This window comes from Cytobacillus sp. FSL W7-1323 (assembly GCF_038595015.1).
GTDB lineage: Bacteria > Bacillota > Bacilli > Bacillales > Cytobacillaceae > Cytobacillus > Cytobacillus kochii.
Map to the genome: position 1 here is coordinate 4,497,323 of NZ_CP151998.1, position 19,836 is coordinate 4,517,158.

Annotated in this window: 19 protein-coding genes; 7 read left to right on the top strand and 12 right to left on the bottom strand. The window is 37.4% G+C overall.

Annotated elements, in window-relative coordinates; translation table 11 throughout:
• Positions 1 to 72: 72 nt before the first annotated feature.
• Both MKX67_RS22775 and MKX67_RS22780 read left to right on the top strand, forming a co-directional pair.
• Positions 73 to 609: a hypothetical protein gene (locus tag MKX67_RS22775; RefSeq protein ID WP_307319538.1), complete on the top strand. Its 537-nt coding sequence runs from the start codon at positions 73 to 75 to the stop codon at positions 607 to 609.
• Positions 610 to 813: 204 nt separating this feature from the next.
• The gene (locus MKX67_RS22780) at positions 814 to 1,014 is read left to right on the top strand and encodes a YjzC family protein (protein ID WP_095371392.1); all 201 of its coding nucleotides are present in this window, start codon (positions 814 to 816) and stop codon (positions 1,012 to 1,014) included.
• A gap of 37 nt (positions 1,015 to 1,051) precedes the next feature.
• Here MKX67_RS22780 and MKX67_RS22785 read toward each other — a convergent pair whose 3' ends face one another.
• Positions 1,052 to 2,017 carry an HTH domain-containing protein gene (locus MKX67_RS22785; protein WP_307319535.1) on the bottom strand — a complete coding sequence of 322 codons (966 nt, stop codon included), beginning with the start codon at positions 2,015 to 2,017 and terminating at the stop codon, positions 1,052 to 1,054.
• A gap of 110 nt (positions 2,018 to 2,127) precedes the next feature.
• On the opposite strand from MKX67_RS22785, the gene MKX67_RS22790 reads away from it, so the two are divergent.
• The gene (locus MKX67_RS22790) at positions 2,128 to 2,607 is read left to right on the top strand and encodes a GyrI-like domain-containing protein (protein WP_289435023.1); all 480 of its coding nucleotides are present in this window, start codon (positions 2,128 to 2,130) and stop codon (positions 2,605 to 2,607) included.
• Between the two features lie 41 nt (positions 2,608 to 2,648).
• Here the strand turns inward: MKX67_RS22790 and MKX67_RS22795 are convergent, their stop codons facing one another.
• A complete protein-coding gene (locus MKX67_RS22795; RefSeq protein WP_307319533.1) occupies positions 2,649 to 4,040 on the bottom strand; it encodes a PLP-dependent aminotransferase family protein in 1,392 nt (463 codons plus the stop codon).
• Positions 4,041 to 4,150: 110 nt separating this feature from the next.
• Here MKX67_RS22795 and MKX67_RS22800 point away from each other — a divergent pair, with 110 nt between their 5' ends.
• Entirely contained in the window at positions 4,151 to 4,687 is a 537-nt protein-coding gene (locus MKX67_RS22800; RefSeq protein ID WP_342488788.1) for a pyridoxamine 5'-phosphate oxidase family protein, read from the top strand.
• 115 nt (positions 4,688 to 4,802) lie between these two features.
• Here MKX67_RS22800 and MKX67_RS22805 read toward each other — a convergent pair whose 3' ends face one another.
• The 6 genes from MKX67_RS22805 to MKX67_RS22830 form a co-directional block, all read right to left on the bottom strand.
• Positions 4,803 to 5,576 (bottom strand): ABC transporter permease, encoded by a 774-nt coding sequence (locus MKX67_RS22805; protein WP_251162435.1) that lies wholly within the window; start codon positions 5,574 to 5,576, stop codon positions 4,803 to 4,805.
• Entirely contained in the window at positions 5,569 to 6,510 is a 942-nt protein-coding gene (locus MKX67_RS22810; protein WP_341052625.1) for an ATP-binding cassette domain-containing protein, read from the bottom strand. Before MKX67_RS22810 ends, MKX67_RS22805 begins: the two co-directional genes overlap by 8 nt.
• Positions 6,511 to 6,796: 286 nt before the next feature.
• Complete coding sequence (locus MKX67_RS22815; protein WP_224936956.1) at positions 6,797 to 7,396, bottom strand: TetR/AcrR family transcriptional regulator; 600 nt, start codon at positions 7,394 to 7,396, stop codon at positions 6,797 to 6,799.
• 183 nt (positions 7,397 to 7,579) lie between these two features.
• Positions 7,580 to 9,025, bottom strand: a complete 1,446-nt coding sequence (locus MKX67_RS22820) for a DEAD/DEAH box helicase (protein WP_322909895.1) — start codon at positions 9,023 to 9,025, stop codon at positions 7,580 to 7,582.
• Between the two features lie 122 nt (positions 9,026 to 9,147).
• Positions 9,148 to 10,398, bottom strand: coding sequence for a VWA domain-containing protein (locus MKX67_RS22825; protein WP_342488789.1), 1,251 nt, complete (start codon positions 10,396 to 10,398; stop codon positions 9,148 to 9,150).
• An 83-nt stretch (positions 10,399 to 10,481) separates the two neighbouring features.
• Positions 10,482 to 10,709, bottom strand: a complete 228-nt coding sequence (locus MKX67_RS22830; RefSeq protein ID WP_342488790.1) for a DUF3953 domain-containing protein — start codon at positions 10,707 to 10,709, stop codon at positions 10,482 to 10,484.
• Positions 10,710 to 10,948: 239 nt separating this feature from the next.
• Here MKX67_RS22830 and rluF point away from each other — a divergent pair, with 239 nt between their 5' ends.
• Entirely contained in the window at positions 10,949 to 11,656 is a 708-nt protein-coding gene (gene rluF, locus MKX67_RS22835; RefSeq protein ID WP_095371384.1) for a 23S rRNA pseudouridine(2604) synthase RluF, read from the top strand.
• Positions 11,657 to 11,689: 33 nt separating this feature from the next.
• Here rluF and MKX67_RS22840 read toward each other — a convergent pair whose 3' ends face one another.
• Positions 11,690 to 12,568, bottom strand: coding sequence for a radical SAM/SPASM domain-containing protein (locus MKX67_RS22840; RefSeq protein WP_095371383.1), 879 nt, complete (start codon positions 12,566 to 12,568; stop codon positions 11,690 to 11,692).
• A gap of 102 nt (positions 12,569 to 12,670) precedes the next feature.
• On the bottom strand, positions 12,671 to 13,192 hold the full coding sequence (locus MKX67_RS22845) for a lysozyme inhibitor LprI family protein (protein ID WP_322909897.1): 522 nt from the start codon (positions 13,190 to 13,192) through the stop codon (positions 12,671 to 12,673).
• Positions 13,193 to 13,376: 184 nt separating this feature from the next.
• On the opposite strand from MKX67_RS22845, the gene MKX67_RS22850 reads away from it, so the two are divergent.
• A complete protein-coding gene (locus tag MKX67_RS22850) occupies positions 13,377 to 14,237 on the top strand; it encodes a DUF1672 family protein (RefSeq protein WP_322909898.1) in 861 nt (286 codons plus the stop codon).
• 15 nt (positions 14,238 to 14,252) lie between these two features.
• Complete coding sequence (locus tag MKX67_RS22855; RefSeq protein WP_322909899.1) at positions 14,253 to 15,071, top strand: alpha/beta hydrolase; 819 nt, start codon at positions 14,253 to 14,255, stop codon at positions 15,069 to 15,071.
• An 82-nt stretch (positions 15,072 to 15,153) separates the two neighbouring features.
• Here MKX67_RS22855 and MKX67_RS22860 read toward each other — a convergent pair whose 3' ends face one another.
• Together MKX67_RS22860 and MKX67_RS22865 are read right to left on the bottom strand one after the other, a co-directional pair.
• Positions 15,154 to 16,041: an AbaSI family restriction endonuclease gene (locus MKX67_RS22860; protein ID WP_322909900.1), complete on the bottom strand. Its 888-nt coding sequence runs from the start codon at positions 16,039 to 16,041 to the stop codon at positions 15,154 to 15,156.
• Between the two features lie 425 nt (positions 16,042 to 16,466).
• Positions 16,467 to 19,577: an AAA domain-containing protein gene (locus MKX67_RS22865; RefSeq protein ID WP_322909901.1), complete on the bottom strand. Its 3,111-nt coding sequence runs from the start codon at positions 19,575 to 19,577 to the stop codon at positions 16,467 to 16,469.
• Positions 19,578 to 19,836 lie beyond the last annotated feature (259 nt).

The window sequence follows — 19,836 nt, forward strand, 5'->3', positions numbered from 1 at the left end:
TAAATTTTTATTGTTTTTCAATAAATTACATTGTATCCTATATATGAAATAATTTTATTATGGAGGGTTATAATGTCTTTAATATTATTTGTTGGTTCACTCATCATGTTAGTTATTATATTCTTTAAAAACCCCATCCTCTCTCAACTTGGCAAGGGGAATCCATTCGTGCACCTTTTAAAAAAGACGCCATGGTTCCAATCATATTGGGGAGCTGGGATTCTCCTATTCTTCATGAATACAGTCCTATTTTCTGCTACCATTCTGGCTCTTTATATTGTGGGCTATTTTGTCATTCCCTATGTTCACTTAATTTTTATGGTTTTAGCTGTATGCACAAGCATCTATTTATGGGCATCAGTAAATAAAGCCTGGCATGGCTCAAAAGGGGATAGATTAAAGTTAGCTACTATTGGAAGTAGTTTTTACATGGGATTAACCGTTTTATTTACTTTTTTTTACATCACTCTTGAGCCATCCTATCAAGGAGAGGATATTTTCATGCAGGCTATGGGGTTATTTCTAGCTATAATCGTTACAACCACTGCATGGATTACATGTTTTTTCATTACGGGGTTCTACCAACAAAACGCGGAAAAGATACGTTAAGCAAAATGGATGAGGACCTTGAACAAGTAATACTTCCATCGAAATGGTTAAAAATCATACTGTGTCAGAAGCCTTGCGCTTACTGGCTTTTTCTTTTTGAGGGTTTCCGAAAAAAGACCTCAAAATAAAGTTGGACTTGCTTCTGGTTTAGCCTGTATAAACGCGGGTAAATAGAGACAAACACCCCTAAAGGAGGTAAGATTTATGGCAATTGGAGAGAGATTTAAAACAGGTCAACGTTCCACTGCTCATGCTTACTACGAATGGGATGGTTATACAGATGGGACGCGTACACCTAGTCCAACCGGCGAGGAAAAGAAAATCCAACTAGAAACCGAAGAAGTTTTCCCACCGATTAGCTCTTGTGACAAAGGGGCTTTTTGGCGAAAAACATCATACGCATAACGCAACGCCAATCTAGCTTATTGCTGGGTTGGCGTTTTTATTGGCTTTTCTTTCTCTTCTGAAATTTATAGAGCCTCTCTTCTAAAGCTGTATAAACCTCTCTCGGCACCTCCACCAATTCTACATCCTCACCAAGAAAGAGCAACCAACTGGCTATTTCCTCTAGTTGATCTCGTTTCTCCATGGTGACATATATTTTTGCTATAGCTGTTGTTTGATAGGGGTCTGTATAGGTAAGGGCCACATTGAAAGGATGATACTTTTTATATTGAGCAATGGCTTTTGGTCCAAGTTTCATGACGATATTGTCTTTCACATGATGTTCAGCCATCTTTTTTAGCATGCTGTTTCTGCTTAATCTTTTTTTCGTATGAAAGACGTTCACTTCGGTCAAATGATCGACTGCTATCAGCCTTTTCTTTTCTTCGCTTATATCAAAGCCTTCCACCCACCAGATGTTTTTCTCACGGTAAAGGTGCATAAGATAAATAGGATAGTCCACATCGTTAATAGAAAGGGTCATATAACGGTCTGTTAGTATCAATTGAATCAGTTTTTCTAACATCGGGTGAGGTAAATCGGATAGTTCTAAGAGTTCAGGATTATAAGGGTTCGTTCCTTCAAATAAGAGAATCTTATTTAAAAGCACGAGATCATCTTGTTGGGCTTCTGAAATCAGACCGAGTAATTTTTCAGCTAACGATTGGCGACTCTTTAAATAAGGTAATTGCAAGTTTCTCGTTGCCATAAAGGCTATAAATAGTGCTTTTAACTCGTTATCAGTGAAGCGAACAGAGGGAAGTACAGCGTTTTTCATGACAGCATAACCACCGTCTCTTCCCACTTCCGCAACAAGAGGGACACCCATACTTTCGATCTCGCGTATATCTCGTATCGCTGTTGACCGAGAGATTTGAAATTCCTGCATGATTTCTGAAATCGTAAAATGGGCACGATTATTAATGTATCGCATCATGACATTAATTCTTTCAACCTTTTTCATCTCAGTCTCCTAAACAGTATCATTTTTTGACATGATTTAAAGTTATTATAAACTCATCAAATGAAAACACCAATCATTTGGTCAAATTTCAAGAAAGAAGGACGATAAAAATGGCTAATTATTCATTACAAGAAAAAGAAGGTTTCGTCGTATTAGGCTTTGGAATTGAAATTGTAGCGGACTATAGAGACCAAGAAAGCATCAATCAACAGAAAAGCGATTTCTGGGAAACTGTGAAAAAGGATGGCACACTTGAGCAGCTTCAATCCGTGGCAGACAATAATTATATTTTCGCAGTCAACGAAGCGGTCAATAACAAAATGATGCATTATGCAGGCGTGATGACTGAAAAGACATTACCTGATGCAACGAGAATTATCCAATTTCCTAAAGGACCCTACCTCGTTGTCGAAGGGAAAGCTGACTCCGCTCAAGAATTAAGTAATCAACTAACAGCTGTGGCCTTTGGTCAAGCATTAGTAGAAATGACTGACTATGCCTATGTTGGCGGACCAAACACAACAGTGGAAATGAGTGAGGACAACGGTACAGTATACGGTGAAATGTGGATTCCTGTTGTTAAAAAATAATAGGAATGGTGATCCCACTTTTAAAGTGGGATCACTTTCGTTTATATGCAACTAGCTAAAAGCGCAATTCCCTCTTCAATTTCCTCAATGGATAGTCCACCAAACCCAAGCATGATATACCTTTGGCTGTCGCTAATTGGATATAGCCAAAAACGTGAAGGGGTGTAAACTTTTACACCTTTTTTTAACCCTTTTTCAATCACTTGTGGTGCTGCATGCCCTTGTAATTCTAGGAGGATATGTAAGCCCGATTTTTCCCCAATAATTTTTACTTTATTGCCTAAATGTTGCTCAATACTATTTAATAGTGTTTGATGTTTTCTCTGATATGTTTTTCTCATTCTCCGAATATGCCGTTCAAAATCACCTGCATGCATAAACTTAGCCATAGCTACTTGTATCATTGGTGAAACTGGCTGATTATAATCAGGAAACATCTGTCCGTACTGCTTCATTAATGAAGGTGGAAAAACGATAAAGCTCATGCGCATGGAAGGGAGAAATGATTTTGAAAAAGTTCCTAAGTAGATGACTTTTTCTTCTTCATCTAGCGATTTGAGCGAGGGGATAGGCTGACCTTGATAACGAAACTCCCCGTCATAATCATCCTCGATAATATAACCAGCTGATTGATAAGCCCAGTTAAGCATTTGCGTTCTTTTACCGACTGGAAGAATCATCCCAAACGGAAATTGGTGAGAAGGGGTCACATAAACGGCTTTTGCCTTACTTTTCTGTAGATGATAGATAGATAAACCATCTTTCTCGAGCGGCACAGGGACCATCTCACAGCCTTGATCAACAAAGACGGTACGCACCCCACTATAGCCCGGCTCTTCTATCGCCACCTCTTTTCCCTGCAGTTTCAAAAGTCGGCAAATAATCTCTACTGCTGATTGTGTGCCACTCGTAATCAAAATCTGCTCTGGTCTCGTATGAACTCCTCTTGATTGCAATAAATAGGTGGCAATCTCTTGCCGTAATAACCATTCTCCTTGCTTATCGCTATACTGAGATAACGTCTGTCCTTCCTCTTCGATGGCATGAGAGAGAGATTTTTTCCAACTTTTAAAAGGGAATTTTTCTACATCGATGTTTCCATATTCAAAGTCAATCATCGTCTTAGATGATGACTTCCTTTCAATTATTGCTGGTGATACCTCTTCTGAAGATTGCGAGAGTCGTTCCTCTATTTCTGCCACCCAAATCCCACTGCGAGGTATACTCTCAAGATATCCTTCTGCTTGTAACTGCTGATACGCTGCGTCCACAGTATTTCTACTAATCTGCAAGTGATGGGTCAGTTGCCTAATCGATGGCACCTTTGTTCCCGGCAATAGCCGTCCCTCTTCAATTTCTGTCTTCATCCAATGATAAAGCTGACTATAAAGTGGTATCGTTTTTCCCCTGTGAATAAATGGTGTGATTTCCATCCCACATAACCCCCAACTGTCCCCAAGAAACTTTCCCTTTCTGGCACTTTTCTTAAATACAGATTTTTCTTACGATTATTTTAACATTTACAAAGAAGGATGGGATGGAAATGTTATATGAAATTCGCAATCAAAAATTAGCGTGCACAGATCAGGCCCTAATTGAACAACTAATAAGTAATACACGTACAGGCTATCTGGGATTAACTGATGGTGATCATCCTTACGTCGTTCCGTTAAACTATACCTGGATGAACGGATCGCTCTATTTTCACGGTGCTGCTGCCGGCAGAAAAATTGAAATAATCCGCGAGAACCCTCATTGCTGTTTCACCATCGCAGAAGATTACGGTACAATGGTTAGCCCGATTCCGGCGAAAACGGACACTGCCTATATGAGCGTTATGCTTTTCGGGCAACTCCAAGCCGTAACCGACATAACAGAAGCCACCGCCGCTATGCAAGGCATGCTCGATAAATACGTCCCCGGATACTACGATAAAAAACTGGCTCAAACTCATGTGGAAAAATACCAATCTTCTTTAGGGAGTTATACGATGGTTTTTAAATTGACACCATCTGAGGTGACGGCGAAGGAGAATAAAATGGTGGAGGAGGCGCGGTTTTATCCTGGGAGAAGGGTATGAAAAGAGGAGAGGGCTTTCCCCCCTCCTAATCTATTAAAATTGAACTTGTAGATTTACATCATCAATATCATAGGCATTGTTAAGAAGGCGCTTCGTCAAACCACCGAGACTTACTCTACTCATTTTTCCGTCTCCGAAATAAAAGAGTTGCTGCTATATAGGAGAGCACTAACAATCCACTAAACCAAAGAATCGTTAACCAAAGATTATAATCAATTGGTGTACCAATTAACAGCCCTCTTAGTGCCTCAATTAATGGAGTCATTGGTTGATGTTTGGAAAAGGCATCTAGCCATGCAGGCATTGTATTTGTCGGGACAAAGGCACTACTTAAATAGGGTAGGAATAACATTGGGAAAGTGAATGCACCAGCTGTTTCAACATTTTTCGTTAGTAAACCTAAGACGACAAATAACCAGTTAATCGAAATCATGTAGAGCGTTAATATCCCTAAAACGCCAAGCCACTCTAACAACCCAGCCTCTGGACGAAAACCAATCAGAAGAGCTACGATAAAAACTGCTAATGTAGCAATCATATTACGAAGATATCCTCCAACAACATGGCCTACTAATAAAGAAGAAGGTTGAAGGGGCATACTGCGAAATCGCTCGAATAAGCCTCCACTCATATCCTTTGTCACGCTAACGGATATTAAAGAACTGCCAAACCCTGCACAAGTAATTATAACCCCTGGAACAACGTAATTTACATAATCAGTCCCTGTTTGGATTGCCCCACCAAAGACATAGACAAATAGCAACATGATGGAAACCGGTAAGGCAATTGCCATTAATAATGATTCCACGTCACGAAAAATATGCATAAGACTTCGCTTTGACATCGTTAAACCGTCTCTTAATGCCCATATCCACTTTGCATCACCCATTTACTAACACCTCCACTTTATTATGCTCCGTCATTTTAATAAAAACATCATCCAGTGTAGGCTGTCGTATAACAATCGCGTCTGGTTCAATTCCTTTTACATATAGATCATTCAGCAACTCTCTTAGTTGTCTCACTGAGCGTATAGGTATCGAAATCTTTCTCGCTTCCTCATCTACTTCACCTGACATATAATTCTGTGCTTCATGGTACCCACTTGTATCGGCAAAGGTTAACTCTAATGTCTCCTCTCCAATGACTTCCTTTAGTTCTTCGGCCGTTCCTTCTTTGATGATTTTCCCTTCAGCAATAATAGCAATCTTATCTGCCAGCTGATCAGCCTCTTCTAAATATTGTGTCGTTAGAAAAATTGTCACGCCTTGATTGGCAAGTAATTTAATCATATCCCACATCTTTCGTCGGCTACGTGGGTCCAAACCAGTTGTCGGTTCATCCAAAAATATCACTTCTGGTGCAGCAAGCAGACTGATAGCAATATCAAGTCTACGCCGCATCCCTCCAGAGTAAGTTTTTACTTTCTTACGAGCTGCTTTCGTGAGCTCAAAGGTCTCCAGCAGTTCTTCTGTCCTTTTCGCTATAAGTTCTTTATCTAGGTGATTGAGCCTGCCCATCATCGCTAAGTTCTCTTCACCTGTTAATAACTCGTCTACCGCTGCATACTGTCCAGTTAAACTTATCTTCCGTCTCACATGATTAGCTTCGGTTTTCGTATCATAACCAGCAATCATTGCTACCCCGTCATCTGCTTGAATTAATGTTGATAAAATGCGAACCGTCGTTGTTTTACCAGCCCCATTTTCACCTAATAACGCAAAAATAGAACCACGCCTTACATCAAAACTCAAACCATCTAGTACTTGCTGATTACGATAGGCTTTTTTTAGATTTCGAACATAAATAACTGTCTCGTTCATACAATACCTCCTAATGATTGACTTAATCAGTCAATATTTAATTAAAAAAATAATTTGGGCAATTTATTCAAGGAATAGTTTATATGTTAAATTTAATTATTGATTGATTCATTCAGTCAATAATACTAGATGCCTAATCATTTTGTCAATTTATTCCCTATTCCTTTGATAAATTCATTCCCCCTTTTATTTTTATAACCATTTCTCAAAATACATGTCAAAAAAAATAAAAATCCTGAATTTCAGGATTTTTTCTCTCTGTAATGCCTTACGCTTTTTTATTTGCTTATCTTGAGGTAATCATACGCAATAGAATAGATACTTTCTCATCAATGTTATCCTTCCACCAATCAGGGTCATCTGCCATAATACCTGAGATGACCGTTAAGAATAATCCAACTAATTCTTCAGGGTCCCCTGCCATGATTTCTCCTAATTGCTGTCCCTCGATAAAGATAGGGAGAAAGAATTCAATATACATTTGCCCAATATTTTTATATACAGCAAGGATATGCTGAGGTACATTTTCACTATGTTCTAAATGTTGAATCACACGAAAAACATGATTTGATCCTGAAGTCAGTGCAAAGGTAGTAAATTTATGTATCTTTTGAACGGGCGTTCGTTCTTCTTGTTTCAGTTTTTCTAAGAATGCTTGAGACTCTCCTAATGCAACTGACCATTCTAAACTCTCAAATAGTACCTCTTCTTTTGATTGGAAATAATGATAAACAAGACCATGGCTAATTCCTGCCTCTTTGGCAATCATGCTAATTTTCGTCAACTTAATTCCATTCTCCGCAAATACCTTCATAGCGGCTTTCATAATTTGCTCTTTACGTTCTTCCCGTATCGACTCTAACTGCGCATCATTAAAACGAGGCATGATCCAAACTCCTCCATCGTAAACCTTCTTACCTCTATCATAACAGATTGTGTGAGAGAGAAGAAATGGATAATAAAGACCCCACCCTAATACTGTTTCAGAAATAAATCACTTAATTATATACATATGGGGTGTATTCTAAAGAGAGGGGAAGAATCCGACTGATTCTTCCCCTCTCTATCTTCATTTCCTCGCCACATGGACTTTCAATTGCTTTCCTTTGACAGTTGTATGCTTCATTGTTTCCAACACAAGCGGACCTTTATCATTTAGAATTTCTACATAGGATGCCGTATCTTGGATAGTAATAATCCCTATGTCATCGGCGGTGACACCGTCTATTTTAGCGATGGTTCCAACGAAGTCGACTGCTCTAAGTTTCTTTTTCTTACCGCCATTGAAATAGAGTTTCATGATCTGTTTATTTAACTTTTCGCTTTTCGCCTCTTTTAATGGTGGTTCGCTGTTCAGCTTTTCTAAAAATGCCGGCCTCGCCGCTGACACTGCTGCTTTCGAAGGCGCTTCAGATGCTGGGATTTGGAAGCCAATATATGCTTCTATTTCTTTAAGAAATTTATCTTCACGCGGTGTCACAAAGGTAATCGCCTTACCGTGATGTCCTGCTCTCCCTGTTCTTCCTGTCCGGTGCACATAGCTTTCCTTCTCTAACGGAATATCATAATTAAAAACGTGCGTGATTTGATCAATATCAATTCCTCTTGCCGCGACATCCGTTGCAACTAAGTAACGAAATTCGCCTCTGCGGAAGTCTTCCATTACTTCTAAACGATCGTATTGTTCCATACCTCCATGAATCATATCACAATCGTACCCTTTATCGGTTAACTCGTCACAAAGTGTATCAACGCGCTCCTTCGTTCGACAGAAAATAATCGCACTATCTGGATTTTCAATAGTTGTCACATCCGTTAACAATGACAACTTCTCGTTTTCTGATACCGTATAAAGACTATGTTCAATTTGCTTTGTGGTCAGCCCGCTAGCTTTGACCTCAATATCTATAGGGGTTTTCATATAATCAAGTGATAACGTTCTTACGCGGTCAGGTAGCGTAGCTGAGAACAGATACGTATTCCGCTGTTTCGGCATCTCGTCAATAATCGCTTCAACTTGTTCGATAAAGCCCATATTAAGCATTTCGTCGGCTTCATCAATGACTAAATATTTCACTTCATCGAGCGCGAGCGTACCCTTTTCAATATGATCAAGCACACGCCCAGGCGTACCAACGACAACATGCACTTTCTGCTTTAACTCATTCTTTTGGATATGAAACGGTTGTTTACCAACGACTGCTGCTGCCTTAATCCGTTTAAAACGGCCAACATTGATGATATCTTCTTTCACCTGTACCGCCAGTTCCCTTGTTGGTGTCAAGACAATCGCCTGCGGCTTATTTTCCTGCCAATCGACTAACTCACAAATCGGAATAGCGTAAGAAGCCGTTTTCCCGCTCCCTGTTTGTGATTTCACCACAAGGTCAATCTTCTCAAGTATTAACGGTATCACCTTTGCTTGTACTTCTGTTGGTGTATGATAATCTAAACTATCCAACGCTTTTATCATCTCATTGCTTAATGGATAATCTGAAAAACTCTTTTTGGTCATGTGAAAAACCTCATTTTTTTCTTATTATTCTCGTTCATAAACTTCTATTATACAGTATCCAAATACGAAAAAGAAAAACGGTCTGTTCATACACATAATCCAACCCTCAAAACGCGATCACTTTATTGAATCATGCCATGTTGTTTAGCTGATGTCAGCCATGATGGGAACTCATCTAATAACCGATTATATAATTCATCATCTGTAATTTTATCTAAATCATCCAATGCGAAGAAACCGGCATTATCAATGACTCTTCCAGGTAATTGATCCAGCTTTTGTAGTACACCATAATTGGCATTGCCAATGCCGACGAATTGCCAAAATAAGTTTTCCTTGGAACAATCAATAAGGATTTTTGATATCTTATGATCCAAATAAATGCCGCCATCACTAAAAAAGATAATGTATGTAGGTAAATCACTGCGGGGGTCTTCCTTTACATATTTCTTAATGACATCTTTCATCACAACAGGCTCGTTATTTCCTACTCCTAGCCCACTAAATATTTTGGGACGAGGATAAGTTCTCTCAATATAACTCTCATAATCCTTTTCTGTTACGCTGTTTGCCCGCATAGACTTAGAACCGAAAAACCACACATCTAATTCACCATCATCGTCCATACATGCAGCAACTGCTAAAACACGTTCGAATGCGCGCTGTACCACGCCTTTTTCATATAAAAGTGACATCGACCCAGAAGCATCAAATACAACCGCTACCCGTGCCCTAACTTGCTGTATTTTCTTCTTTTCTAAAGAAATGGTTACTTTCTTCTTTAACAAATCAATTTTGGATAGATGAATGGGTGCATTTGATGGTGTGGGCTTTTGTTCCGGAACAGAAGGCGCCTCTTCTTCCGCTACCTTTACACCAAACGATTCAGCTAAAGGCTTTAACCCACCATTAAACCCTCTTCCTATTGCGCGGAATTTAAAGTAAGACTGATAGCGATAGACCTCCGCAAGTACTAGCGCCCGCTCTTCTGTCGCATCATCTACCTCATAATGAACCATTCCTTGAGGACTATTAACAGTAATGGCTAGTCCTTGAACCGTACGAAATGATTCCTGCCCATCAAGCGTAGCGGTAAACGAACAGCTTTGAATTACTGAAGATAGTTTGTCTAAATTTATGGTAAACACAACTAGCTTCTCTTTATTTTGTTGCAGAAAGACACTCTCTTCCGGATCTTTCTTTTGGTTATAAAAAACCATGTAATCATCCGAAGGTACATGACCGTCCCCTGTAACTAGGAAAGCGCTAATGTCTAATTCAACCTCTCCTTGCCATTTAACTTCAATTGTAACTAATCCCTCTTTTGGAAGTTGGATATTTGCTCCTTTTCTAAGGGAAACCGTGTTCGACATAACCATCATCTCCAACCTTTTTCTTTCCATTATAAGCTTAAAATGGTTGGGAAATGGAAAAAAATATTTTATAGGCTCTAACTTCATAAGAGTCTTTCAATGGATACATAAAAGGAAAATAAAAATACAACAATGAGAAATACGCCCATTCCCTTCTGTTCCTCCTTAAATGCTTCGATACCCAAAGCCAACATAGTAAGACTTAAGAATAAAATCATGATACCCACAAACGTAAAATCTTCGGTCACTACTCCATATGTAGCAAATAAGAGAGTAACTACAGATAAGACATAACGTAGTATTTTTAGCAAAACAACCCACCTTTCTTACATAAACAAATTGGGTCCTTTAGTTTCCTTGTTTTGTGACACTCTTAATCTATCATACTTCTCTTTTGCGTTTATGTTAGTATCAAATTCAGTAAACACCTTATGTAGAACGATAAGAAAAACGAAGCATTTAATAAAAAAAATAGCAGAAACGTTTGTGATTATTCCTTAAAATAAGTATAGTTAGTACTTAACGAATCATTTAAAAAGGATGTGGCAATATGCGCCTTAATAAATATATTAGTGAATCAGGAAAGGCTTCTAGAAGAGGAGCGGATAAATTAATTGCTGACGGGAGAGTCACCATTAATGGGAAACGTGCTGCGATTGGTACTCAAGTCGAACCCGGCGATGACGTTCGTGTAGACGGTAATCAAATCCGTGTAGCCAGAAATAATGTTTATATTGCGCTCAATAAACCTGTAGGGATTACGAGCACAACCGAAAAGGGTGTCAAAGGGAATATCGTCGACCTCGTGAATCACCCATTACGCATATTTAATATCGGCCGTTTAGATAAAGACTCAGAGGGCTTAATCTTAATGACCAATGACGGTGATATCGTGAATGAGATCTTACGTGCGGAAAACCAGCATGAAAAAGAATATATCGTTTCTGTCGACAAACCGATCACGCCTGAATTCGTGAAGCAGATGTCAGAAGGTGTGAAAATCTTAGGGACCACTACCCTACCTTGTAAAATCGTCCCCTTATCCAAATTTGATTTTCAAATCACTTTAACACAAGGTCTCAACCGCCAAATTCGCCGCATGTGTGCTGAATTCGGCTACGACGTATTACGTTTACAAAGGATTCGCATCATGAATATCAACTTAGGTTCCCTCCCGCCTGGACAATGGCGCGATTTGTCTAAGAAGGAGAAGAATCAATTGTTTAGAGAGTTGAATTATGAGCCTAAGGAATGGTAAAAAAGGGAATCTAGGCTAACCTAGATTCCCTTTTTATTTCCCAAACCGTTTACGATACCCACATTTCCTACATAATTCCTCGACAGCCTCTCTTCGCGAAAAGCCATCAACGAGATTCTTTGCTCGATCCATTTCAATAATCTCCGAAAAAGAATTTTCATTAATATTGCCGAGATTGATGATACCCTCCCCATCTAAACAGCATGGAATTACGGTACCATTGGCTAAGATGCCCGCTTGATTACGCATGCCGTAACAGAAGCCTTTGCCATCATCCTCTTCTTCATGAAGAGCGGGCCACTGAAATTCATAATCTTGATTAATATAAATACGATCAGCAATTTTCACACCGCTACCAGGTACGACCTTTTCTTCAATGCGATAATCCAAGTTAAATTCTTTTTCAATGATTTCCAGCACTTCTCTATTTCGCTTTTTCTCCAAATTCGTCGCATTATCCTGCGTCAAGTTCCATAGCCTTAGTGACACAATCAGCTCCGATTGACTCGTCGCTTCCTTAATAAACGAAAGAATACTCTTTACATATCCTTCTTTATCCTCCGAACCTATATGGCCATCAAAACTGTGAAGTGAGAAATTCATCTGCCTTAGAGCCGGCTTGTTCAATAACTTCTCCCTCTTCTTATTAATGAGCGTCCCATTGGTTGTAATATTGACCTTAAAGCCTTTTTCGTGACTGATATCAAGCAACTGCCCAATTTTCGGATGAAGCAGCGGCTCACCCTTCACATGCAAATAAATATAATCCGTATGCGGCTTAATCTGATCCAACCGCTTCGCAAAATCTTCCAAAGAAATAAACTGCTTCGCCCGTTCTGTCGGCGGACAAAAACTACAAGCCAAATTACAAACACTCGTAATCTCCAAATAAAACTTCTTGAACTTTTTCAACTTCTCTTCCTCGATTCTTTACCTACTTCAAACAATTTGCACTACTATACTAATTAAAGCAGATATATCGTAGGATGGGTATAGGGAGTTTTTGGCCTACTACTACAAATAGGTATTGATTAGCTCGTAACACCTTTCTTTAGTAAGATTGGCGAGGACGGATACATATTCTAGCTGTTCCTGTGTTCCACCTTCAAATTTTAATGACGCATTTTTTGCCGTATCATCTCTTTCATTGAGCCAATTTCGTTGTTCTTCTCTTAAATGAGCCATCTTTTCTGTTGAAAGTTCCTCCTCTAACACTTGATAAACTTCATTCAACAACGCATCCCAAGCATCATATCGATCACCCTCTACTTTTTTCATTGCATAAGTGGATGCATCCGCTGGTTTTACTTCTTCCAACTCTTTTTGCATACGATTGAATTCTTTTATATACGTCTCTTTTAAAGAATTCTCATTATGAGTGATTGGAGGCTGTTCTTTTTCGCTTTGGGTAGGGACTTGTTTTGTTTGTTCCGTATCCAACTGTTTATGTGTCTCATTACCAGTAGTTCCACAAGCCGAAATCATAAGCACTAATAAAAGCCATACAGTGGTAATAAAAATCCCCTTATTCTTCATACAATCTCCCCTCGTTCCCCTATTCCATATCTCCTATTTTTGCATAAAAAGGGTAATTTTTCACCTACGAATCTGTAAATATCTAACTTTCTTCGCTACAATAAAAGGAAGATCTTTTTGGAGGGAGTAAACAAAAATGGTTCCTATCTTTAAGATTTCTCTTTTTTGTCTGGGAATAATCATCATGTTGGGTGGATGTTCTAATCCAACTGACACGAGTGAGACAAATGCTTCTGATGACGCCTTAGTAAGTGTGGCGGAATACAACGGTGAAGGCTATGCCTTACCATACGGAAAAGAAACCGATCAGATTGCCGAAGATCATCGAGAACAAATTGAAAAGGCCGCAGTCGCACTTTTTCAAGAAAACTACCAAACCGAAGTCGTAGTGCACAATGTAGTCGGAGCATTAGATGCCGCCACGGTCTTTGTGGAATCGGTGGGTGAACCTCATTTTTATACATACGCTGTTGTACCAATTGATGAAAAAGAAAAGAAAGTAATGACCGAGCATATTTCAGCCGAAGCCTTTCAAGTAGAAAACGCTATGAAGGGCGGGTTATATCATATGATTTTTAGCAATGAGTTCAAGAAGCTTGATGATTACTTTGAGTCATTGGTTGCAGAAGGAGAAGTGGTTGGTAAAACAGAAGCAGCGCTTGAAAATGTTGGTGGACATGGCTTTATGACGCCTTATTATTTTATTTCTACTGACCCTGATGATGCCGCCATCAAACCCGTGTATGACCTTTATTTACAAAACCCTGATTCGAATATTGAAACGCTAAGAGATGCGTATGAGGAAAGCTTATTTGATAAAGAAAACTTCCAAATTAATATCCAATTGTTTATGAAAGAGCAACAAGCAGAACCTAGTGAAGAGATTTTTACACAAGTGATAAGTGACCTCGAGGAAATGAACAATATTCCTAAAGGAACTTACAGCCTTTATTTAAATGATCATTTCATACATGTGGAATCTAGTGAAGGTGCGAAGGAGAATTCTTTGAAGCGGGCGTTTCCGGATTATATTGTTAAAGAGTGAGGAGTGCGAGCTTTCATGACTACTGTACTTATTGAAGATATTGAATACGGTAAAGTAAATGGGGTACCGTTGATGTTAGATATTATTCGCCCTACCAAACTTCCAGATGAACCAATGCCGGTAATCATTTATATTCATGGTGGAGGTTGGTCCAGTGGAGATAAAGCTGGAGTAGGTGGTCGAGAATGGAATTCATATTTTGCTAAGAATGGTTATTTTGTCATCAACATCAATTATAGATTGAGTGGTGAAGCAATTTTCCCCGCGCAAATTCATGACTGTAAAGCAGCCGTCCGCTGGTTAAGAGCTAATCATGTAAACTACCATATTCATCCTGAAAAAATAGGGGTTTGGGGACACTCCGCAGGCGGACACCTCTCAGCTCTTTTAGCGACATCTATTGGAAATGATGAATTAGAAGGAGGATCAGGGCATCCTCATTACCCGACTCATATAAATTGTGTAGTTACAGTTTCAGCCCCTATTGATATACTCAAAATGGGCGGATGGCATGATCTAGAAAATTCTCATGAAGCCAAACTTATTGGAGAAATAACCGTTCAAAAAAATGCGGAACTTGCCAAAAAAACAAACCCTATCCCATACATCAACGACAAAAGCAAGAACATACCTTTTTTAATCATACATGGTGAAGACGATAAAATCGTTCCGGTCTCTCAAGCCCGATTAATATATGAAAACCTCCCTAATGCTGCGCTTCTAACTGTTAAAGGCGCTGACCATGGGATGGAGGGTGGAAATATAACAATCACAACGTTATTAGAGATGATTTTGGCTTTTTTTGATCAGTCGTTGGTGAATAGAAAACTATAATAAACGATTATAAGGATTGGGATTAAATGGGGGAATATACAATTATACTCCTTCCCCCACCTGACCACTTCTATAAATACAATTAAACAATTCTAACCCGTTCACTTATACGATCATACCTAAGAAACTCGTCATTATCAGGTGAAACCCCTGAAATTTTGAAGACACCTACAAATCGATAACTATTAAAGCCGAGATTATTTTTGTATTTTGCAAATACTGCTCTTTCTCGGCCAACATTCATTTCTTCCATATAATTTTTTGTTCTTTCTTTGGCGATGGCAACGTCCTGGTGAGATTCATCTATGTAAGTCCAATCTTCTGCCAATAGATTTAACCAACCGCTGGCAACTGATTTTGTATCCCCGTTTTCTACGATGGAGAGTTTCGGACACCATAACCAGGTTTTATCTATCACTCGAAAATAGCTCAATTGATACCTCTTAGCATTCTTACCGAATACAGTATTGGCGATATCTTTTATGTCCTTGAATTGCACATTATCGTGAATAGAGAGATATTCTTTTTGTTTTAATTCGCTTAATTCTTCTTCATATGTCATCCAATTCAATGTTGTTTTCACTACCGCCGCTTTATTTTTAATAATAGATACGACCTCGTGGATTCTAGCATTTATCTCATCTATAGATTTCGTCGCATCCATTCTATACACTTGAAAATCCTCAATGGATTCCTCATAAACCGCCGAAATAATATCATCCATACGTAAATTGTCTTCTGTATGATGATTTAGATGATAGGCTTCGTCTACTTCTATCCCTATCTTTAATTGGGGAAAATAAAGGTCCATCAAAGCATATCGGCCATTTTGCCGCTTCACATACTGTTGGCTTACCGGCTTAATATTCATATTGTCTAACTTATGCCAAATCGCCGTTAAAATATAGTTTTCATAGTCTTTTCTTTTTGTTCTTGAGAAAGTCTTTATTAGGTAGTCGCGTTTGTTCATGTCGGTACCCCTCTTTTCTGTCTTTAACTACTATTCCAAAAATATCTTTTAAGAACATCATCAACTAATCCTGAGTATAGAAATTGTTAGTTATAGGTGTTCCTCAAAAAATGATACTAATTCTATCCATCTATTTCATTGAATTTAAAACTTTAATACCCTGCACTTTCACCCCTAAGTAGAATGCGTAGTTTTATAACAAAAGGGCTATTCATTTTCCATATATCAATAACCAAACATCCACACTTCTGTTTTAGGGGGAAAGATTGAATCATAATATGATTATTCCAAAGAGGTGGGACATAACTACATGACACAACTATAAAACCGAAAGGTGATTTGATAAACAATTAAAACAAAGAAAATCAGAGCTAACTCGAAATCCGAATGAAGATTCTCGATTAAGAATTCGGTTTTTTCTCTGGTCAAAAAACTTTTGTTCTAGTTTCATTATAATCATCAATAATAGAAATTGTTTTATTTGCCACTTCACTACCAAGGGATGCATATAATTTTTTATCTCCAATAATATAAAATTCCTCTTTTGCTCGTGTAGCTGCAACATTCATCATATTTGGATCAGAAACAGCCCACCTTGCTGCCCCACTGCTATTTGAGTCAGCTCCAAGAACAAAATAGACAATTTTTGCTTCTTTACCTTGAAAAGTATGAACAGTCCCGATATTGGCTATTTTTCCATTTTCCCGTTTCGTGAAGTTAATCTCATCTAATACACGTGCAAGTTTATATGCCACATTTCTAAAAGGAGTTATAACATAGATATCGTCTGCTAATGCTGGACTTTCTTGCAAACCTTCTATAATTAAATTTTTCAATAAATCAGCTTGTTCTTTAACAAATTTATCATTTGCTTTCCCAGTTGAGTGATACCACTTTGATTTACCATTTGACTTTTCTTCAGGTTTCCCTTGTACCATTAACCCATCATAAGATATTTCATTTGAAATCGTAAACATTGGATAGTTTGAACGCCTGTGTACCCAAAGTGGTATGCCTATCCATTCATCATCATTTTTTTTGAATCCATACTGACTTGTGTCATCCACAATAGTTTGAGTAGAAACATCAGCAGCAACAAATTTCTCGTCAACTTTGTAATGTCTTCCAATCAAGGTCAATACATTTGAATCTAAACTCACTACTGGTTTTATCTGTGACGGATCCCCAACAACCATAATTTTTTTACTTCTTAATATTGCACCAACACTCGCTTGTGGTAAAGCTTGACCAGCTTCATCGATAAATAAATTACCAATTGAGTTTTCATTCATATTTTTAAACATTCTTCCAAAACTAGCAAATGTAGTACTAACAACAGGGATAGCGAAATTCAACCATTGCCATGATTCTGAAATTAACTGATACCCATTCTGTTTCCCTATGTATTCAGACTGCTTATTCCAAATAATCCTAGCAGCTTTTAAGTTTTTTCTGTTTTCATACAAGAATTGCTTTCTAACTTTCAAGGCAGAAATAAATAATTCTGATTGTAAAACTCGAAATTGCCTTGTAAACCACGGATTAGACTTTTGTAGTTCATCATACGGGAGTGAAAAATCCAGTTCACTTATTCCACTTTGAAACTTAAGTTCTTCCAATAGCTTAATTTCATTTTCGATTTTTTTAATATTATTTTGTTGAGTAGTCATCCATTTTTTGAAGTCATCTTGAATGATCCGAATTTTTCTTTCAATCTTCTCAGCTTTTATCTCATTATCCTTTTTCCTATTTTCTAGTAGTTTGCGATCGTTCAAAATTTTTGTTTTCTGTTGAGAAAGATCATTTAAAAGATCATTCGCATTATTGAGTTCTCTTGAATATTGTTCAACTTTTGACTTTTTAAATATCTTTTGAACCCATAAAAAACTTGGCTTTTGTGAAATAACAACATCATAATTCCGTTCTGCTTGAGTATACATATTAGCAATGTTATCAAGTTCAATGACAATATCCGATAAATCTTTTTGCAGATTTACACTTTCATGGTTATTTCTTTCTAGTTCAAGCCTAGCTTCTTTATCTTGTGATTCCAAAATCGATTCTCTTTTTTGTTTCTCCTGTTCAAAAGCGATGGATTGCTCTTTATGTTTATTTTTTAATTTTTTGAGAGAATATATTTTCTCACTATACTCTTGTATTTTCTCTCTTACAATTTTTATCTTTTCATATTTTTGTAAGAACTCTTGATATACACTTACACTTGTATTTGCTTGATAATTTTCTTCCAGATCTTTTTCAATTACTTCAATATTTAAAAGTAACTTATTAATATTTTTTGACGTACCACCTTCTAATGAAAATGCACCCCAATTTTCATCATTTAAAAGTTCACTTTCAATTTCGCGATTCTTCCCGAAACCTTTACCGTCCAATTTAGAATTAGAGACATCTTTGAAATAATTCGCTTCCTCTAGTTGTTTTTGAAATGCAATATCAATTTCCTCTTTCTTTGGTAACTCCATCACAATATTTTGGACTGCCCCATTGTTTGAACTTGCAACAATCATGTTTTTATCTGAAATCGATTGGGGTAATGTTCCAAGTCTTGCATTTTTCCAATAAACTAGATTTCCTTGAATAGTTTTATCAGGAAACTTGATAATTTCCGCTGCCTGTTGTACTACTAAATCAGCAAATATGTCTTTTAAGAGCGTAGTTTTCCCTGTCCCTGGTGGCCCATTAACACTTCGAATATCATTTTTATCATTTAAAGCAAGGTTTACAGCAACTTGTTGCATAAATGAAAGCGAAAAATCAGGATTACTGGGGAAACGCCCTAATGGATAAAATTTAGGTTGTAAGATTGTCTCAAAAATATTTGAGTTAAAGTGAATTGATTTTTTATTCCCGTCTAAATTTTTCCTATATCCAGAAAAACCATTAAAAAATCGATTCAAGTTTTCATTAGTTATTGTCTTTGCTTTGGTTAGATCTTCAATAAAGAATGAATGTAAATTGACATCTCCATTATCTAAGTTTTTCACAAATGCATAGCGGAAGTTCTCTTCGGATACATGATACTTTTGTAAAAGTTCGGAAATCGCGACATTAAAATCTTCGTGAAATTTCCTAACCAAGTTTTCTCTAAATGAGGTTTCAACTTTTAAAATATCTTCAGGCAAAACACCATGCTGATGAATATAGCCACTCATAGTAAAAAACAATTTGTCTGCTATGAAATTTAATTGATTATCAAAAAATAATGAGAAAGTAAATTTATCTGAGTTACTTACCTCTTCATATGTATTAGCAATCTTGTATTTTTCCCTTAAAATATCAACAACTTCTTGAAAATTAAAAATATCAAAATAAAATACTAATCCTGACTTTTTAAATTGCTTTTCTGAGACATTTTGCTGTTCTTTTTGTTTAATTAAAAAGGCTGAGAAAAAATAATGCCAGTCATCTTCCTTTTTATGTAACAGCTTTAGCGATTTGTCTTTTTTATTAATATCACCTTCAGAAAGCTGCTCTATTGTAATCCAGGCATTTATGATATCTTCCCTTTTATTCAACTTCTCACTCCCATTATCAAATATTTGTTAAAAACTTATTAAACCCTTTTAGCAGGATATAACGATCCAGTATTTGGAATAACCTATCTATCAAAATTATCGGCATTTCATCCATAATTTTCATGGTTTTTTAATGTGTCGTATATATAGTTAATCATCATTTAACCTAACATACCTTCACAAATACTGTACCCCCAATATATAACAATTGATTTGTAATATATGATACTATATAAAAAAAGACATACTGAGGATAAAA

Excerpts from the sequence above, each read along its gene's own strand:
- rluF (WP_095371384.1), top strand. The coding sequence starts at position 10,949 with ATGCGCCTTAATAAATATATTAGTGAATCAGGAAAGGCTTCTAGAAGA.
- MKX67_RS22855 (WP_322909899.1), top strand. The coding sequence starts at position 14,253 with ATGACTACTGTACTTATTGAAGATATTGAATACGGTAAAGTAAATGGG.
- MKX67_RS22780 (WP_095371392.1), top strand. The coding sequence starts at position 814 with ATGGCAATTGGAGAGAGATTTAAAACAGGTCAACGTTCCACTGCTCAT.
- MKX67_RS22820 (WP_322909895.1), bottom strand. The coding sequence starts at position 9,025 with ATGACCAAAAAGAGTTTTTCAGATTATCCATTAAGCAATGAGATGATA.
- MKX67_RS22850 (WP_322909898.1), top strand. The coding sequence starts at position 13,377 with ATGTTGGGTGGATGTTCTAATCCAACTGACACGAGTGAGACAAATGCT.
- MKX67_RS22805 (WP_251162435.1), bottom strand. The coding sequence starts at position 5,576 with ATGGGTGATGCAAAGTGGATATGGGCATTAAGAGACGGTTTAACGATG.
- MKX67_RS22810 (WP_341052625.1), bottom strand. The coding sequence starts at position 6,510 with ATGAACGAGACAGTTATTTATGTTCGAAATCTAAAAAAAGCCTATCGT.
- MKX67_RS22845 (WP_322909897.1), bottom strand. The coding sequence starts at position 13,192 with ATGAAGAATAAGGGGATTTTTATTACCACTGTATGGCTTTTATTAGTG.
- MKX67_RS22815 (WP_224936956.1), bottom strand. The coding sequence starts at position 7,396 with ATGCCTCGTTTTAATGATGCGCAGTTAGAGTCGATACGGGAAGAACGT.
- MKX67_RS22825 (WP_342488789.1), bottom strand. The coding sequence starts at position 10,398 with ATGTCGAACACGGTTTCCCTTAGAAAAGGAGCAAATATCCAACTTCCA.
- MKX67_RS22790 (WP_289435023.1), top strand. The coding sequence starts at position 2,128 with ATGGCTAATTATTCATTACAAGAAAAAGAAGGTTTCGTCGTATTAGGC.
- MKX67_RS22775 (WP_307319538.1), top strand. The coding sequence starts at position 73 with ATGTCTTTAATATTATTTGTTGGTTCACTCATCATGTTAGTTATTATA.
- MKX67_RS22785 (WP_307319535.1), bottom strand. The coding sequence starts at position 2,017 with ATGAAAAAGGTTGAAAGAATTAATGTCATGATGCGATACATTAATAAT.
- MKX67_RS22795 (WP_307319533.1), bottom strand. The coding sequence starts at position 4,040 with ATGGAAATCACACCATTTATTCACAGGGGAAAAACGATACCACTTTAT.
- MKX67_RS22860 (WP_322909900.1), bottom strand. The coding sequence starts at position 16,041 with ATGAACAAACGCGACTACCTAATAAAGACTTTCTCAAGAACAAAAAGA.
- MKX67_RS22800 (WP_342488788.1), top strand. The coding sequence starts at position 4,151 with ATGTTATATGAAATTCGCAATCAAAAATTAGCGTGCACAGATCAGGCC.